15 protein-coding genes are annotated in these 16,491 nt (G+C 67.5%); 7 read left to right on the top strand and 8 right to left on the bottom strand.

Going from position 1 to position 16,491, the window contains the following annotated elements:
* Positions 1-8 precede the first annotated feature (8 nt).
* The 6 genes from DBZ45_RS21335 to mtrA form a co-directional block, all read right to left on the bottom strand.
* A complete protein-coding gene (locus DBZ45_RS21335) occupies positions 9-1,223 on the bottom strand; it encodes a winged helix-turn-helix domain-containing protein (RefSeq protein ID WP_111905813.1) in 1,215 nt (404 codons plus the stop codon).
* Positions 1,224-1,252: 29 nt separating this feature from the next.
* Complete coding sequence (hpf, locus tag DBZ45_RS21330) at positions 1,253-1,978, bottom strand: ribosome hibernation-promoting factor, HPF/YfiA family (protein ID WP_111905812.1); 726 nt, start codon at positions 1,976-1,978, stop codon at positions 1,253-1,255.
* A 179-nt stretch (positions 1,979-2,157) separates the two neighbouring features.
* A complete protein-coding gene (locus tag DBZ45_RS21325) occupies positions 2,158-3,075 on the bottom strand; it encodes a ComF family protein (RefSeq protein WP_223257208.1) in 918 nt (305 codons plus the stop codon).
* A gap of 87 nt (positions 3,076-3,162) precedes the next feature.
* The gene (locus DBZ45_RS21320; RefSeq protein ID WP_111905811.1) at positions 3,163-4,881 is read right to left on the bottom strand and encodes an LpqB family beta-propeller domain-containing protein; all 1,719 of its coding nucleotides are present in this window, start codon (positions 4,879-4,881) and stop codon (positions 3,163-3,165) included.
* A complete protein-coding gene (gene mtrB / locus DBZ45_RS21315) occupies positions 4,878-6,851 on the bottom strand; it encodes an MtrAB system histidine kinase MtrB (RefSeq protein WP_262982878.1) in 1,974 nt (657 codons plus the stop codon). The genes DBZ45_RS21320 and mtrB overlap by 4 nt, the downstream gene beginning before the upstream one ends.
* A 25-nt stretch (positions 6,852-6,876) precedes the next feature.
* Positions 6,877-7,551: an MtrAB system response regulator MtrA gene (mtrA, locus tag DBZ45_RS21310; protein ID WP_003804986.1), complete on the bottom strand. Its 675-nt coding sequence runs from the start codon at positions 7,549-7,551 to the stop codon at positions 6,877-6,879.
* Between the two features lie 194 nt (positions 7,552-7,745).
* On the opposite strand from mtrA, the gene DBZ45_RS21305 reads away from it, so the two are divergent.
* The 6 genes from DBZ45_RS21305 to DBZ45_RS21280 all read left to right on the top strand — a co-directional run bounded on the left by DBZ45_RS21305 (position 7,746) and on the right by DBZ45_RS21280 (position 14,240).
* Positions 7,746-9,113 (top strand): DUF7847 domain-containing protein, encoded by a 1,368-nt coding sequence (locus tag DBZ45_RS21305; RefSeq protein WP_146617549.1) that lies wholly within the window; start codon positions 7,746-7,748, stop codon positions 9,111-9,113.
* The gene (locus DBZ45_RS21300; protein ID WP_111905808.1) at positions 9,110-9,817 is read left to right on the top strand and encodes a DUF4129 domain-containing protein; all 708 of its coding nucleotides are present in this window, start codon (positions 9,110-9,112) and stop codon (positions 9,815-9,817) included. Before DBZ45_RS21305 ends, DBZ45_RS21300 begins: the two co-directional genes overlap by 4 nt.
* The gene (locus DBZ45_RS21295) at positions 9,814-11,094 is read left to right on the top strand and encodes a DUF4350 domain-containing protein (RefSeq protein WP_223257207.1); all 1,281 of its coding nucleotides are present in this window, start codon (positions 9,814-9,816) and stop codon (positions 11,092-11,094) included. Before DBZ45_RS21300 ends, DBZ45_RS21295 begins: the two co-directional genes overlap by 4 nt.
* 101 nt (positions 11,095-11,195) lie before the next feature.
* Complete coding sequence (locus DBZ45_RS21290; protein ID WP_111906011.1) at positions 11,196-12,176, top strand: AAA family ATPase; 981 nt, start codon at positions 11,196-11,198, stop codon at positions 12,174-12,176.
* A 4-nt stretch (positions 12,177-12,180) separates the two neighbouring features.
* Entirely contained in the window at positions 12,181-13,473 is a 1,293-nt protein-coding gene (locus DBZ45_RS21285; RefSeq protein ID WP_111905807.1) for a DUF58 domain-containing protein, read from the top strand.
* A 47-nt stretch (positions 13,474-13,520) separates the two neighbouring features.
* Positions 13,521-14,240 carry a DUF4166 domain-containing protein gene (locus DBZ45_RS21280; RefSeq protein WP_111906010.1) on the top strand — a complete coding sequence of 240 codons (720 nt, stop codon included), beginning with the start codon at positions 13,521-13,523 and terminating at the stop codon, positions 14,238-14,240.
* A 31-nt stretch (positions 14,241-14,271) separates the two neighbouring features.
* Here DBZ45_RS21280 and DBZ45_RS21275 read toward each other — a convergent pair whose 3' ends face one another.
* Positions 14,272-15,312 carry a hypothetical protein gene (locus tag DBZ45_RS21275; RefSeq protein WP_111905806.1) on the bottom strand — a complete coding sequence of 347 codons (1,041 nt, stop codon included), beginning with the start codon at positions 15,310-15,312 and terminating at the stop codon, positions 14,272-14,274.
* A gap of 3 nt (positions 15,313-15,315) precedes the next feature.
* Positions 15,316-15,735, bottom strand: coding sequence for a chorismate mutase (locus tag DBZ45_RS21270; RefSeq protein ID WP_111905805.1), 420 nt, complete (start codon positions 15,733-15,735; stop codon positions 15,316-15,318).
* 96 nt (positions 15,736-15,831) lie between these two features.
* On the opposite strand from DBZ45_RS21270, the gene DBZ45_RS21265 reads away from it, so the two are divergent.
* On the top strand, positions 15,832-16,488 hold the full coding sequence (locus tag DBZ45_RS21265; RefSeq protein WP_111905804.1) for an NADPH-dependent F420 reductase: 657 nt from the start codon (positions 15,832-15,834) through the stop codon (positions 16,486-16,488).
* Positions 16,489-16,491 lie beyond the last annotated feature (3 nt).

The raw sequence follows: 16,491 nt of genomic DNA, 5'->3' as shown, positions 1-16,491 counted from the left end.
CTGTTCCCTCACAGCGGATAGCCGTCAATGGCGGCCGCCACCGCGGGGGCAAGGTCCCCCAGCGGCGAGACGGCTACGCCGTCCAGTCCCAGCCAACCTGCCATCAGGTGCAGTTCGGCAGCGAGTTCGACGGCGGTGTCCGCCGGAGCGCCCGGCTCACCGAAGCACGCCTTGGCAAGCAACAGTCCCGCTGCCCGGTCTGCCTTCAGGTCCACCCGGGCCACAATGCGGTCGCGGAGCAGGAATGGGAGCACGTAATAGCCAAACCGGCGTTTGGCCGCCGGGGTGTAGATCTCGATCCGGTAGTGAAACCCGAAGAGCTCCTCAAGCCTGCGCCGTTCAAAGACCAGCGAATCGAACGGGCTGAGCAGCGCCCTGCCGGCTGCGCGGCGTGGCAGTCGGGCCTGGGCGTGGCGGTACACCTTCCGGTCCCAGCCCGCCACCGTCACCGGTTCCAGGCGTCCGGCATCAACTAAGCGCTGAACAGAGACCGCAGCTGCCTTCATCGGAGTCCTGAAGTAGTCCGCGAAGCACCGCACGGTCCCGATGCCGTGCGCCTGCGCCGCAGCATCGATGAGCCTGTCCATGGCGGCCGAAGGGTCAGGTACCGCTTTGAGGTCATGGCCGGGCAAAACCTGCCGGGTCAGGGCATACTGCCGTTCGAACTGGTCCGTCCTTGACGCCGACGAGACGACCCCCTCTTCAAACAGGTGCTCCAGCACGCGCTTGACGGCGTTCCAGTTCCAGCCCCAATCGACGTGCTTGCGGTCCTCCACGTGCCCGAGCCTGGCGGTGAGTTCGGCGGCCGTCATGGGCCTGCCGTCGGTGAGCGCAGCCAGGACCCTGCCGGTCACACCGGAACGCAGCCCCGGATCCATCCCCGAAGCCCCGACCCACCTGCGGTTCTGCCACACCACCAGGTCCGGGAAGTGTTGCGGCCGGATGTAACTGGCTTCGTGCGCCCAGTACTCCATCATCCGCCGGGGGTGCCTGCCTGCCATTTGCTGGAGGATGGAGCGGTCGTAGTCGCCGAGCCTGGAAAAGAACGGAAGGAAGTGGCTCCGCGCCAGAACGTTGACCGAATCGATCTGAACGAGTTGAATCCGGGCAAAGGTCCGGCCCACCGCCCGTGAGGTCACGGGGCCGGCGGGCCGTCCTTTATCCAGTCCTTGGGCTGCCAGTGCAATCCGCCGCGCCTGCGAGAGGCTCAGCGATGCACCCATGTCAGCCCTTTCGTTGCCTGGGCACCATCTTAGGCAGTTGCGGCCGCATCATCCGAGCGGTACGCAATGATTTTCTCCTCATGCGTGTTCTCGCCGGGTTCGCAGTAGTGGTCCAGGGTGATAACCCCGTATGTCCAGCCGCGACGCCGGTAAACAACCGATGGCGCGTTCGTGGCCTTGTCCACGAAAAGGTAAAAGTCGTGACCGATAAGTTCCATGTTGTCCACGGCGTCGTCGAGGGTGAGGGACGCGGCCGGGAACACTTTGCGCCGGATCAGTACCGGCGAGTCGCCGGCGGGGATGTCGTTGTCGACGTCGTACGGCGATTTCTCAGCCGGTTCCGGAGCAGCCTGGGTGTTGTTGCTCGCTTCCACGTAGATCGGCTGGTTGGAGCTCGCGGGCTCCAGTGTTGCAGTTGCCTCGCGTACGGCTTTGGGCGTGTGCCGCCCGTGGTGGACCTTCTTGCGGTCCTTGGCCCTGCGCAGCCGCTCGAGCAGCTTGTTGTAGGCGAGGTCGAACGCGGCGAACTTATCTGCGGCGCTTGCTTCGGCACGGATCACGGGGCCTCGGCCCAGGACTGTCACTTCAACCGTGAGCTGGTCACCGGTCTGCCGCGCATTTGTTTCCTTTGAAACCTTCGCGTCGACCCTCTGGACCTTGTCCCCAAGCGATTCGATCTTTGAGATCTTCTCGCCGGCGTATTCGCGGAATCGGTCCGAGACCGTCAGATTTCGTCCGCTGATCATGAACTCCATGGTGCCCTCCAAATGACTTCGGTGACACGACGGCGGCACTTCCGGGGGACGATCTGATTGACAGTCGAGCCCCTTTCCGAGCCGCTATCGAAAGGTACAACTGATCTTGGTACCCATATCCGACGTTAGTTCATAGCAACAAGTTATTCATCCTTTCGCAGTTTATTTTTTTCTATGTCTCAGCTAGGGCCCAGGTAGTCCCCAGGATGCCGGGACGGCGCCGGTCCAGCCGCCGCATCGGGTGCGCGGGTGGCGGCCAGGACAACGGCGCCGCGCACAATTCCCCCGGCTTCGTGGATGGCCCGGGCAGCCTCCGCCAGAGTGGCGCCGGTAGTCAGGACGTCGTCGACAATGATGCACTGCCTTCCCCGCAGAGAGCGTCCGCGGGCGCCCCGCACGGCGCGCATGGAGCCGCGGACCTTTCGGGACCTGTCTCCCCTGCCGAGTCCCTTCTGCCCACCGGACAGGCCGTTTCCGGTCAGGCCGCTGCCGGTTCGCGGGTTCCTGACCTTGCGCAGCGCATCAGTGCATACCGGGCGGCGTTCGTCGAAGCTTCGCCTGACGCCGGCCAACAGCAGATGGACGGGACTGAAGCCGCGTTTCCGGTAGGCGCTGCCGCTGCTTGGAACCGGAACGAGCACCATCGCGTCCGTTCCCGCATAGGCTGCTGCGAGTGCGCCAGCCAATACCTTCGACAGCACGGTCCGCAGCTGACCCTGGCCGTGGCGCTTGAAGGCCAGGATCGACTGGGAGAGCTCCTCGCGGTAGATGCCCGCCGCCACGACAGGAAGGATGACTGAGCCGTCGGTGTCCATGAGCGCGGGCGCCCCGGTCTCTGCCCGGAAGGGACGGCGGGTGAGCATCCGGAGCCTGCGCTCGCAGCCGGCACACAGCACCAGATCCTCCTTGCCGCAACAGACGCATTCCACGGGCAGCGCCAGGGCCACGACGTCGGCCGCAGCCCCGGCCAGCAGATCCCAGGCCTGCAGGAGTCGCTGACGGTGCTCCCCCCGGTGACGTGCGTGCCACAGCGGCTGGGCCAGGAGGTCCGGATCTGCCGACGTCCTCTGGCCGTCTCGCGTCCTATGGCTCCCCACGGTTCAAGGGTGGTGCAACGGCCCCAGCCCGCAAAAGGGCAAGAGGCCTTCATGTGGATAACGCCCTGGATAGGAAGAGGGGAACGGTCAGCCGGGGAAGGACGGGTCCGTGGGTCCCCTCAGCTGCGCCGACCACCCGTTGCCGAGCCGCTGGAAGATGCCGTCCCTGGACTGGGCGTAGATTTCCTCGGGGCCGTTGCCTGCGCTGAGGGCAACCAGCCCCGGCCAGGGGGCCAGCTTCTGCGGCTGGGAGGCGGTGAGCGAGAGAAGTTCCGGGGTCACGTTGGACGTCGAGGCGCCCTTCATCACCACAACGGTGGTGTCATTCACCCATACGCCCTGGTCGGGATTTCCGCTGGACTGCAGCGTGATGGGCGCCGTCAGTTCCTTAGGCGTGCCGTCCGCGCTGCGGATGATCCCCGTCACCTGTACGCGTGTCTCCCCGTTCTGCTCGGAGATGACCAGTGCCCGGACCCCTTCCCGGGACACCCGCAAATCCTTCACGTTGCGGCCGGCCAGCCAGGAGGGGGTCAGCGTGACGGTCGGCACCGGTGCGCCCTGGGCCACGCCGGTGGGACGGAAGGCCGTGATTTCGGTGACGCCCTGGGCTCCGGGACCGGCGGTCCACAGCCAGTCGTGCAGGCTGAACGACGGGTGCGTCAGCGTACTGCGTGTGGTCAGGGCGCGCGCGGGCTGGCCTGGCACCATCGAATACAGGGTGCTGCGGCTGCCGTTCAAAAACGCCACCGTCTGCGAGACGGGCGATTCGGCGGGCGAACGCGGTTTCAGCCCGGCCACCGGCTGCATGTCAGGCAGCGGCGACACCCTGTTGTTCTCGTACCGCACCAGCTCGTTGTTGCTGATGGCGATCTGGCGCGCGGGGGCGTTCCTGTTCTGGACCGGCGGCAGGACTGAACCGTTGTCCTCCACGCGGACAAGGTCCTGGTTCGCCCGCAGCTCCACGTTGATGACGTCCGGCTGGCTGCGGAACGTCAGGGCCAGCTGGGTCTGCATCCTCAGTCTGTCCTCGGTGGAAGCCTCGGTCAGCTCCTTGGCCGACAGGTCAACCTGTGCTGCGCCCGAGACTACGGGCACCGATTCCCTGGCAAGTTTCATACCGGAGGGGAACGCACTGACCACGGCGCCCTTCAAATAGGGGGCGGGTCCGCCGAGCAGGGCGCTCGTCATGGCCTTCACCGTTTTCTTCTTGATGAACCAGCGCACATCCGGAACGGCATACGTGAAGCTGGGGTCGTAGAAGTAGATGGGATAGGCGCCGTAGATGACCTTGAAGGTCTCCTCGGGAATGGCGGTGCCGTCCGGGATCTTGGAGATGCGCCATTCGCCGTCAACCTGCACCAGCGTCACGGGGATGTTTTCCTTGGTTCCGTCCGGCATCGGGGTGGCCACGCCGTCGGAATCCACTGAGTACGCGACGTCCAGTTCGTAGTTATAGACGCCCTCGACGCCGGTTTTCACCACACGCTCGGAGCGGAACACCAATGTGCGCTGGTCCGGCTTCCAGGCAACGGAGGAAGCCTGGGTCAGGTACTGCCGCGCCACGGCGTAGTCGTCCTCATACCCGCTGCCTGCCAGGTAGAAGTCCTCAATGACAGCTTCGGGACCGGACCCGGTGCGCGGCGCGACGGGAAAGAATACGGGAGCGTTGGGATTTCCTGCGCTTTCGTCCGTGCTCTTCCCAACAGGCCCGGTCCGCGGAATCTGGGCGCAGGATGTCAGGAACAGCAGAATGACGGCCAGGAGCCCTGCGGCAACCCCGCGGGCCGCCGGCCGTACCCGGCTCACGAACGCTCCCCGGTGCGCGCTGTCTCCGGTGCGCCCGCCGCGGCGGAGTCCACCGTCACGGCGTTGGCGTTACCTGCGCCAACGGAGTCATTCGGGGCAGAGTTTTTGGGCGCGGATCCCTCCAGGTCGGGGGTGGCGCCGGGACCCAGCACAAGGACACTGTGGTCGCCGGGCCTGCCGAGCCCCACGTCTGCGGGTTCAAGGGGCAGCGGCGACTTTGTGATGGTGCCGCCCTGTTTAAGCGGGAGTGTGAGCCTGAAGTTGGAGCCGACCCCTGTGTTCCCCCAGGCCTGGAGCCAGCCGTTGTGCAGTTTGGTGTCCTCGGTGGCAATGGACAGGCCCAGCCCGCTGCCGCCGGTGGTGCGGGCCCGGGCGGGATCGGCGCGCCAGAAGCGGTCGAAGACGCGGGCCGCCTCGGCAGGACTCATGCCGATTCCGTGGTCCCTGACGGTGACGGCGACAGCATCCGCATTGGAGGCTACGGAGATGTTGACCGCCCGGCCTTCGCCGTGTTCGAGTGCGTTCAGGATCAGGTTCCGCAGGATGCGGTCAATGCGCCGGGAGTCCATCTCCACTACGACGCTGCCCTCCGGCGCATTCAGCTGCATCTTCGAGCCGTACTCTTCGGCGACGGGCGCCGCGCCCTCCATCACATGCGAGATGAGCTGGACGATGTCCGTCGCCTCGGCATCGAGCATGGCCACGCCGGCGTCGAACCTGGAAATTTCCAGCAGGTCCGCCAGTAGCGACTGGAACCTTTCCACCTGGTTGTAGAGCAGTTCGGCTGACCTCTTGTTGATGGGGTCGAAATCGTTGCGGGCGTCGTACAGCACCTCAGCGGCCATCCGGACGGTGGTCAGCGGGGTCCGGAGCTCGTGGGACACGTCGGAAACGAACCGCTGCTGCATCTGGGACAGCGTGGCCAGCTGCGTGATCTGCTCCTGCAGGCTTGCGGCCATGTGGTTGAACGAGGCGCCGAGGCGTGCCACCTCGTCCTCCCCCTTGACCACCATGCGTTCCTGCAGCTGGCCTGCTGCCAGCTTTTCCGAGACCACGGCGGCGTGGCTGACGGGACTCACCACGTTGCGCGTGACGTACCAGGCGATGCCGCCGATCATGAGGATCAGCGCAGCGCCGCCGGCCCAGAGGACATTCTGGATTTCGTTCAGGGTCTGCTGTGCCGTGTTGAGGTCGTAGATCAGGTAAAGCTCGTACACCGTGCCGTTGAACGTCACCTTGTTGCCGACGGCGATGCCCGGCCGGTCTTCGGTTCCCACCGGGAATTCCGTGGACGCCCAGAACTGCTCCTTGCCGGAGTCCTGGACTGCCGCCCGGAGGTCCGGAGGGATGACGCTGATGGTCAATTGGTCGGATGCGCGCGACTCCACCCACCGGTTGCGGGGCTTGGTCTGCTCCGGCATCGCTTCAAATACGTAGCGGCGCTGGATCACCGAGCCCTTGCCCTCAACGGCGTTGAGGGTGTCGTAGACGAGCGTGATCACGCTGGACTGGTCGGTGACCTGGGCGCCGTCGAACGTGTCCTGCACCTGCTTGACGTTGTAGCGGGTCTCGGACTCCGCCTGCGTCAGCCGTTCGTGGAACAGGTTGTTGGCAATCTGGTTGGACAGGTAAGCGCCGACGATGGCGAACGAACTGATGGACAGCAGCAGCGTGGTCAGGACGGTGCGGAACTGTAGCGACCTGCGCCACCGCCGCTGCAGGGAATGCAGCAGATACCGGATGCCGGGAAAGATGCGGTCGACGCCGGTGCGCACCAGGCGTCCGACGCGCAGCACGACGATGAGGGCGCGGCGCCGCCAGATGCGGGCGCGCAAAGCCAGCCCCGCGAGCCCGGCACCGAAGGCGTCCGTGTGCTCCGGGCCTGGACGCGAAGCGGGGTTGCGACCGTCCCGGGCGTTCTCTGCCGCGGGAGAGTCGCCGCGGGGGCCGGATCCGGTTCCCACGGGCATCTCAGGGGGATTCTGGCCCTGGGGTTCAGGACCCTGCTTTGTAGCCGACACCACGAACCGTCATCACAACTTCCGGAGCTTCCGGATCACGTTCAATCTTGGACCGCAGTCGCTGGACATGGACATTGACCAGCCGGGTGTCAGCCGCGTGCCGGTAGCCCCAGACCTGCTCAAGAAGCAGCTCACGGGTGAATACCTGCCAGGGCTTACGCGCCAGGGCAACCAGGAGATCGAATTCGAGCGGGGTCAGTGAAATCCGCTCGTCGCCACGGCTTACCAGGTGGCCGGCGACGTCGATGGTGATGTCAGCGATGCGCAGCGTTTCGGGCGCCTTCTGGTCACCGGGGCGCAGGCGCGCCCGCACCCGGGCGACAAGTTCCGCCGGCTTGAAGGGCTTGGGCACGTAATCGTCGGCACCCGACTCCAGTCCCCTGACCACATCAGAGGTGTCTGATTTGGCCGTCAGCATGACGATCGGCACGTCTGACTCGGAGCGGATCTGCCGGCATACCTCGATGCCGTCCGTTCCCGGCAGCATCAGGTCGAGGAGCACGAGATCCGGCTTTGACGAGCGAAAGACGTCCAGAGCCTGTCCGCCGTCCGCGCAGAAGACGGGCTCAAAGCCGTCGTTGCGCAGGACAATGCCGATCATTTCTGCGAGCGCCTCGTCATCATCAACCACCAGAATGCGTGCCTTCATAGTTATATATTCCCTTATTGCTGTTGCTTTGTCCTATTGATGGAGTTTCGGCGGGGCGCGTGCCGGGGTGCCGGACACGGCACCCCGGCGGTCCGCCGCAGCCCAAACCGGCCGGAAGCTAGGATGCCCGACGGCGGAACTATAGTCTGGAGGTGCCCGGCCGTCGGCCAGTGCGCACCTTGGGGAGGAACAGGTTGTCAGAGCAGGATCCGCAGCATCCGCCGTCCGGAGAAAGGCCGCCTGAACAGCCATGGGGCGCACCCCCGCAGTGGGGCAGCCAGCAGCCCGAGCCCTACCAGCCCGGACCGTACCAGCCCAGTTCCCACCAGCCCTACGGGCCGCCCCAACAGTGGAGCGCAAACCCGTATCCCGCAGCGCCGCCCAACCGCACTGGACCGAACCCCGCCGTTCCCTTTCCCGTCTACGCGGCCCCGCCGAAGCCCGGCGTGGTGCCGCTGCGGCCGCTCATGTTCGGCGAAATCATGGACGGGGCCTTTAAGACGATCCGGCGGAATCCCAAGGCGATGCTCGGGGCAGGCCTCGTTGCCCAGGCGTTGGGCGCAGTGATTGCCGGCGTCGTCCCGGTGTTCACCCCGGCATCCGATGCTTCCGCGGAGGCCTGGCTGGCGAACCTCAGCAATTCTGAGATGACCTCCCTCTTTGCGGGCGTGGCGGGCGGCTTTGTGCTTTTCGGCCTGGTGACCGTGTTTATCTCCGTGGTGATGCAGGGCGCCATGGTGGTCCCCGTGGCCAGGTCCATCCTCAACCGGCAAACCGGCTTCCGGCAGATGTGGCTGCTGGCGCGCGGCCGGGCGTGGGCGCTGGTTCGCCTGGCCGGCATCGGGGTGGCAGCCGTGCTGCTGGGCGGGGCCCTCATCGCACTGGCCACCGTACTGCTGGCCAATTCGATGGGAACCGGGTCGCTGGTCATCGTGCTTCCGCTGTTTCTGGCCTTTATCGCCGCCATGATCTGGGTGTCGGTCAAGCTGACCGTCGCACCTGCGGTCATCGTCGTCGAGGACGTGGGAGCGATGGATGGCATCCGGCGTTCCTGGGCCGTCACCCGGAGAAGCTGGTGGCGGGTCTTCGGCATTGTCCTTGTGGTGTCACTCCTCGTCGGCATCATTGGCCAGATCGTCCTCATCCCGCTCACCCTGCTGACCGGGCTGCTCGCCTCCGTGGCCGGCCCCCAGGACCCGGCCGGCCAGGCGGCCGCCCTGCAGGTGGTGGTCGGTGTCGCCACGGCGATCGTGTCCGCCGCCGTCGGCGCCGTGGCGTTCGCCTTCCAGACGTCGGTCATGGCTTTGCTCTACATGGATTTGCGGATGCGCAACGACGGACTGGACATCGCGCTGCTCCGGCTGCTGGAAACGGGCCATGACGACGGCGGCATCCCGGGCCGGGGCGTGCCCGTCTACACCCCGGGCCGGAACGGCGCCGGCCCTCACCAGTCCTGGCCTTACCACCAGGGCCCCTACCAACCCGGACCCCATCAGGCAGGCCCATACGGGAACTCAGCAGGCTGGCCGCCGCCCCCGGGGCCGCCGACGATGCCGGGATGAGCCCCGTCGGCTTCGTCCCGGTCCTGCAGCACGCCACGGCACTGCTGAACCGGACCCTGGAACCACCGGTGCAGCCTGGCCGGGAAGAAGCGCGCCGATGGGCGGCGGAGAAGCTCTCCAAACGCGAGTACAGGGAGGCGGCGCCCGGCTGGCTGGAAACCCTGTGGCAGCAGTTCCTCGACTGGCTGCAGTCCGTGACCGATGGCCAGTCCCCTGCCGAGGGGCCTCCGGTGGGGCCCTTCATCGGCCTGGGCATCGCCATTCTGATAGCTGTGGCCATCATCCTGGCGCGGCCACGGCTGAACGCCCGCCGCCGCCCTCCGAAGGAGATCTTCGACGCCGAAGCAGCCGCCACGGCAGCCGACTACCGGGAGCGCGCAAAAGCCGCGGCCGCACGTGGCGACTGGGCGGCCGCCGTCGTCGAACAGTTCCGCGCGCTGGTGAGTTCGGCCGAGGACCGCGCCGTCCTGGACCCCCAGCCTGGCCGCACAGCCGACGAGGCTGCCGGACAGCTCATCCGGGCGTTCCCCGCGGCCAGTGGCCGGCTCGAGGCAGCTGCCCGCATGTTCGATGCCGTCCGCTACGGCAGCGGGAGCGCCGTTGCAGCCGACCACGCCGCGGTAGCTGGGCTGGACTCGACCTTGGAAAGGCTCACGCCTTCCTATGCAGGGGCCGCACCCGGCGGACTGGCGGTACCCAGGTGACGCATCTCCCCCGCACCGAACCGGCCGCCACGGAAGCAGGCAGCGCGGAGGCAGCCGGCACGGATGCCCCGTCCGACGGCGGCAGGCCCGCAGCCGGCGTCATGGTCGCAGCCCGACGCAGGAAGACCGGCTGGATCCGCAGGCACAGGGCGGGGGTGCTCTTCGGCCTGGCCATGGCCGTTGCCCTTGCGGTGGTCCTGGCGTTCCAGCCGACGCAACAGGGCGACAACCAGGAGCTGTCCATCCGCAACCCCGGCCCGCAGGGCGCCAGGGCAGCAGCACAAATCCTTGGTGCGCAAGGCGTCGCTGTTGAACAGACGGCGTCGTTTGAGGAGACTCTGGCAGCGGTGCGTGCAGGCCCCAGCAGAGGGCCGGGGTCTACGGTCCTGGTCTACGACCAGCGCGGGTTCCTTGCTCCCGAACGGCTTCGCCGGCTGCTTGCAGAGACGGACCGGCTGGTGGTGGTCTCGCCGCGCCTGGCCACACTGACCGGCCTGGGCAGCGCCATCCGGCAGGCCGGGGTGGTCCCGGGCTCGGAGCAGACCCTCCAGCCTGGATGCACCGTTGCCGATGCCCAGGCCGCCGGTGACATCAGCGCGGACGGAGGCTTCCTCTACAGCGGCGGCACCGTCTGCTACGGCGCCGGCGGGAGCGGGCGGGGCCTTTACGCGTCGGCAGAGGACGGCAAGCTCGTGGTCATCGGCAGCACAGCTGTGATCAGCAACCAGTTTCTGGCCGCCAACGGCAACGCCGCGCTCACCCTGCGGACCCTGGGCAGCCAGGGCGACCTCGTCTGGTACCTGCCGGGCCCCGGGGACCTCGCGGGCAGCCCCGCACCGAAGACCCTGGCCGAGCTTGCCCCGGCGTGGTCGGCGTTTGTGGCCCCGTGGCTCATTGTGGTGGCCCTGTTTGCCGTAGCGTGGCGCGGGCGCCGTCTGGGCCCGCTGGTCTTCGAACCCATGCCGGTGGTGGTGAAGTCCGCGGAAACCGCCGAGGGCAGGGCCCGTCTGTACCACGAGGCCCACGACGTTGCCCGGGCGGCGGACACCCTCCGTGCCGGCACCATCGTCCGGCTTGCCTCGGCACTCCGGGTGCGCACCGCAGCCGGGCTTTCTGACGTTACCGGCTCTGACGTGGCGGCCGCCGCAGCCCGGCATCTGGACCGGAACGCCGCCGAAATACAGCAGCTCCTGCAACACCGTCCCGCGACCGAGGCCCAGCTTGTGCGCTGGGCCCAGGACCTTGTCCTAGTAGAGAAAGAGGTACAGGCCAGATGAGCCAGCAGCCAAACGGCCACCCGCACGGGACCAACGGCTACGGAACCAACGTCAACGGAATGAACGGCAACAGCACCCACGGCGAAGCGCCCGTCGGCACCATGGCCGCTCCGCACACCCCGGATCATGCCCCGGATCCTGTCCGGCAGGCGCTGCTTGACGTCAGGCAGGAGGTGGCCAAGGCAGTGGTGGGCCAGGATTCCACGGTCACCGGAATGCTGATTGCCCTGCTGTCGCGCGGACATGTGCTGCTCGAAGGCGTGCCGGGCGTGGCAAAGACACTCCTGGTCCGGGCCCTGTCCGCTGCCCTGAGCCTGGACACCAAGCGCGTGCAGTTCACACCGGACCTCATGCCCGGTGACGTCACGGGGTCCCTGGTGTACGACGCCGCCAATTCGGACTTCAGTTTCCGCGAGGGTCCCGTCTTCACCAACATGCTCCTGGCCGACGAAATCAACAGGACGCCGCCCAAGACCCAGGCCTCACTGCTGGAAGCCATGGAGGAGCGCCAGGTGTCCGTGGATGGCGTGTCGCGCCGGCTGCCGGTGCCCTTCATCGTGGCGGCCACGCAAAACCCAATCGAGTACGAGGGCACCTACCCGCTGCCGGAGGCCCAGCTGGACCGGTTCCTCCTCAAGCTCACCATGCCCCTGCCTGACCGTGCCGCCGAAATCGAGGTCGTTCGCAGGCACGCCGCCGGCTTCGATCCCCGTGACCTCGCCGCGGCCGGCATCCGCCCCGTGGCGGGCGCCGACGAAGTGGAACGGGCAAGGCGGGCCGTAGCCACTGTCGAAGTGGCGCCGGAGGTGCTGGGCTACATCGTTGACGTGGTCCGGGCCACCCGCGCCGCCCCGTCCTTCCAGCTTGGCGTCTCGCCGCGAGGTGCCACAGCGCTGCTGAACACCTCGCGGGCCTGGGCCTGGCTGTCCGGCCGGAACTTTGTCACTCCGGATGACGTCAAGGCGCTGGCCCAGCCGTGCCTGCGGCACCGCGTGGCGCTCCGGCCCGAAGCCCTGATGGACGGTGTCCAGGTGGACGACGTGCTGGGCAGCATCCTGGCCTCCGTACCGGTCCCCCGCTGATCCCGTGGCCATTTCCGGACGGTTGGTACTCCTGGCGGCGGCCGGCCTGGCACCGGTGCTCCTCTTTCCCGGCTGGCTGACCGTGCTTGCCGTGCTCCTGGTTCTTGGCGCCCTGGTCCTGCTGGACGTACTGCTGGCTGCGGCACTGCAGCAGGTCTCGGTGGAAAGGTCAGCGCCCGCCAACGTCACGCTCGGGGGCACGGCGGACTCCGTGTTGACGGTGAATAACCGAGGCACGCGCAGGCTCAGGGCGGTCGTGCGTGACGCCTGGCAGCCCTCGGCCGGGGCGGAAAACCCGGTCCAGACGGCAGACGTTCCGGCCGGTGAACGGCGCCGCCTGGGCATCAGGCTCAGGCCCGTCCGGCGGGGTGACCTCAAGGCGCCCCACATCACCGTCCGCTCCTTCGGCCCGCTCCGGCTGGCCGCCCGCCAAAAAACGGTGCACGCTCCCGGATCGCTTCGGGTGCTGCCGCCTTTTAATTCCCGGCGGCACCTGCCGTCAAAGCTGCGTCGGCTGCGGGAGCTCGACGGCAAGGCGGCAGTGCAAATCCGCGGCGCCGGAACTGAATTCGACTCCCTGCGCGACTACGTCCGGGGCGATGACGTCCGTTCCATCGACTGGCGAGCGACGGCGAGACGGTCCGCCGTCGTCGTCCGCACCTGGCGGCCGGAGCGCGACCGCCGCGTGGTGATCATGCTGGACACGTCGCGGACCGCCGCTGCGCGCGTGAACGACGAGCCCCGGCTGGATACCGGCATCGAGGCCGCATTGCTGCTTGGTGTCCTTGCCGAACGCGGGGGTGACCGCGTCGACTTCTTCGCCTTCGACCGGAGAATGCGCGCCCGGGCCGGCACGACGGCGGGCGGCAACCTGCTGGGGCAGCTGGTCCAGGCGGCAGCGCCGCTGCAGGCTGAACTCATCGAGCTGGACTGGGCACAGGTGCCGGCCCAGGTCCGTGCGGTGTCCGCGCACCGTTCGCTCGTGGTGCTGCTGACCTCCCTGGATAGCGGCGCGCCGGAGGAAGGCCTTATTCCGATGGCGGCGCGCCTCGCCCAGCAGCACGTAGTGGTGGTGGCGTCGGTCCGGGACCCGCTGCTTGGCGAGATGCTCCAGGACAGGACGACGGCGGCCCAGGTGTTCCGCGCAGCGGCCGCGGAACGGGCCCTGCTCGAGCGGGAGGCCGTGAGTGCCCAGTTGCGCCAACTCGGCGTCGAAGTGGTGGACGCCGAACCGCACCAGCTGCCGCCGGCGCTGGCCGATGCCTACATCCGGCTCAAAGCGGCGGGGCGGCTGTGAGTGTCAGCGGGAATGCAGAATCATCAGGCCGGATGTCAGGAGCCGCCGTGAACACCCCGATTTACCGCCAGGCGCTGGGCGCCGCCTTCTTCCGGCTGCAGCCGGAACTGCAGGAGTACTTTTCGCTCGCCCCGGGTTCCGGCAGCTTCGGCGTCGGCGAGGGCGTTTTCGACGTGGTGGGCTGCACGCAGCAGCGGCTGCGGCCGATGCTTCGGCTGATCGCCGGTGAGCAGGCCTTCTTTCCGGAGTACGGCGAGGGCGTGCCGTTCCGGATCGAAAACCATGCGCATCTCGATCCGTTCGGCCGCACCAGCCTGACTGCCAGGCGCGAGATATTCTTCCCCGGCAGGACGAGGATCTTTCAGGACACCACCAGCATGGAAGCGGGCGCCGGCGATGGCAAAGCACGCCTGGTGGACTACGTGGGCCGGTACCGCCGGCTGGTCACGGACCTGAATCTCGACGTGACAGCGGAGGGTAGGTTGCGCGGAGTCTCCGAAGTATCACGGCTGTTCCTCGGCCCGCTCCGGTTGCCGCTGCCGGGCGCCCTTGACGCGAAAGCGTACGCGGAGCAGTGGTGGGACCCGGACGCGGGGGAAACTGGACGGCACAGGATCCAGGTGAAGGTAATCCAGCCGCAGCTCGGCCTCGTCCTGGTCTACGCCGGCCATTTCGACTACCGCCTGGAACCCTATCCGTCCGGAAGTTCTTCAGCCGGTTTCCTCCCGGCGTATGCCAGGCCCGACCGCTGGGAGCGACGAAGCTGAGGAAGCCCCAGCCTGCTGACCCTGGCGCTGATTAGCCGAGCGCCAGCTGGTTCAGGCCGTCGGCAACCTGTGTCAGGCGGGTAAGGACCTCCGTCGCGGCGGCTGGTGACTGCCTTTCAAGGCCGCCCGACGGCGTGACCCGCACCGTGCCGAGCGACGCCAGCGGCAGTCCAAGCTGCTGCCACGGACGGCGGACAGATTCAACAACGTCGGATGCCTTCGGCACGCCGCCCGGTCCGTCGGCCTGCAGGGCCCCGGCCCAGAGCCGCTTGCCGGCTTCGACTGCCTCCGCGAGCTGTTCCCACTGCCTGGCGGTCAGGGCCCGCAGTGGAACCGCGATGGCGTCCGCGCCGGCAGCCACGATACGTTCGAATGGGGCCTCGATCTCCGGGACTGCGATGGCGATCTCGGCCGCCCCCGCCTCCCGGAGCGCATCAACTACCACGCGCCAGAGCTCCGTGACCTCGTGTCCGGCGACGGAGCGCAGGGTCCGGTAGCCGCTGGAGGTGGGGATGGTGCCAGCGAGGACCGAGGCAATGTCCGGTTCGTCGAGCTGCACCACGAGCCTGGCCCCGGGAACGGCGGCGGACACCTTCGTCAGGTGCGCGCCGACCCCGGCGGCGAGGGAAGCAGCGATGTCGCGGCGGGCGCCGTAGTCGATCAGGGCACGCTCGCCGTTGTGGAGGTGCAGGCCGGCGGCCAGGCTCAGGGGGCCGCGCAGCTGGACCTTGAATTCGTCGGCGGCGATGTCCTCTTCGCCGGCGATGTCGGCCAGCACGTTGATGTCCGTGGACAGGGCGGACCTTGCCCGGACCAGGTCGCGCCCGGGCCGGTCAACGATCCGCCAGCCGTGCGGCTGCACGTCCACTGCCAGGTCCACCAGGAGTGAGGCGGTGCGGCCTATGGCGTCGGCACCGACGCCACGGTCAGGCAGTTCGGCAAGAAAGGGCAGGTGCGGGCTGCCGAGCTCACCGCGGATGATGCGGGTGGCCTCCACCGGGTCCTGGCCCGGCCAGGGTCCCAGGGCGGTGGCGGTTACCTGGGCGGGCAGCTGGAGCTCTGGGTCCGGCACGGCTTAGGCGGTAAGCGGTGCGGAGTGGCTGGCCGACCCGTCGGCTGTTCCGGCGGCGTTGTGGTCCTCGGCGATCGCCTCGTGGTGCCGGATCACCTCGCCGATGATGAAGTTCAGGAACTTTTCCGCGAACGCCGGGTCCAGCTGGGCGTCCTCGGCAAGGCGTCGAAGCCGGGCAATCTGGGCGGTTTCACGGCCGGGATCCCCGGCGGGAAGGCGGTGCGCAGCCTTAAGGAAACCCACCTTCTGTGTCGCCTTGAACCGCTCCGCGAGAAGGTAGACGAGGGTTGCATCGATGTTGTCGATGCTTGACCGGATTGATAGCAGCTCCGCCATCACCGCAGGATCCACATGCCCGGCCAGGGAGCTGGCGGCAGGATTGTAGGAGTCGGTGTCAGGCAGATCATGGTTCAGCTCGGTCATGGTTCCAGTCTATGGGCACTGCAGGGCTCCCTGCCCGTGTTAAGGATGCCGGCGGAGAATGTAAGTGTTCGCACATACCGATGAGGGAGGATGCACATGAGGATTGCAGTTCTTGGTACCGGTGTGGCGGGCAGGACCTTGGCGGGAAAACTCGTGGAGTCCGGGCACGACGTGGTGCTCGGGTCACGGACCGCCACCAACGAAGCTGCCGTGGGGTGGGCCGCTGAAGCGGGGCCGCGGGCCAAAGCCGCGACGTTCTTCGACGCCGCCGCGGAGGCCGAGGTGGTCATCAACGCGACGCCCGGCGCCGTTTCGCTGGAGGTGCTGGCTGCGGCCAGCACAAAGAACCTCGCCGGCAAGGTGCTGATCGATGTGGCCAACCCGCTGGACCACTCCGCCGGCTTTCCGCCGTCGCTCTCCATCTCGAACACCGACAGCCTGGCGGAAACCATCCAGCGGGCGTTTCCCACGGCCCGCGTGGTGAAGGCACTGAACACCATGCGCGCTGATGTCATGGTGGCGCCGGACCGGCTGGCGGGCGGGGATCACGACGTGTTCATGGCCGGGGACGACGCGGAGGCCAAGGCAGTGGTGGCCGGAATCCTGCGGGAATTCGGCTGGCGGACTGAACACATCCGGGACCTGGGCCCGCTCGAGTCGGCGCGGGGCCTGGAAATGTGGCTGCCGCTGTGGCTGCGGATTTTTTTGAAGCAGGGGAACAATGTGTTCAACATCAAGGTGGTATCTGACTAGAAC

It is taken from the genome of Arthrobacter globiformis (assembly GCF_003261175.1).
Lineage (GTDB): Bacteria > Actinomycetota > Actinomycetes > Actinomycetales > Micrococcaceae > Arthrobacter > Arthrobacter globiformis_A.
The sequence above is the reverse complement of the archived record's forward strand: the minus strand, read 5'-3'. Positions and strand labels throughout refer to the sequence as shown.

Bases quoted from the DNA above. Each gene is read 5' to 3' on its own strand.
- DBZ45_RS21335 (WP_111905813.1), bottom strand. From the start codon at position 1,223: ATGGGTGCATCGCTGAGCCTCTCGCAGGCGCGGCGGATTGCACTGGCA.
- mtrA (WP_003804986.1), bottom strand. From the start codon at position 7,551: ATGAAGGCACGCATTCTGGTGGTTGATGATGACGAGGCGCTCGCAGAA.
- DBZ45_RS21265 (WP_111905804.1), top strand. From the start codon at position 15,832: ATGAGGATTGCAGTTCTTGGTACCGGTGTGGCGGGCAGGACCTTGGCG.
- DBZ45_RS21290 (WP_111906011.1), top strand. From the start codon at position 11,196: ATGGCCGCTCCGCACACCCCGGATCATGCCCCGGATCCTGTCCGGCAG.
- DBZ45_RS21300 (WP_111905808.1), top strand. From the start codon at position 9,110: ATGAGCCCCGTCGGCTTCGTCCCGGTCCTGCAGCACGCCACGGCACTG.
- hpf (WP_111905812.1), bottom strand. From the start codon at position 1,978: ATGGAGTTCATGATCAGCGGACGAAATCTGACGGTCTCGGACCGATTC.
- mtrB (WP_262982878.1), bottom strand. From the start codon at position 6,851: ATGCCCGTGGGAACCGGATCCGGCCCCCGCGGCGACTCTCCCGCGGCA.
- DBZ45_RS21270 (WP_111905805.1), bottom strand. From the start codon at position 15,735: ATGACCGAGCTGAACCATGATCTGCCTGACACCGACTCCTACAATCCT.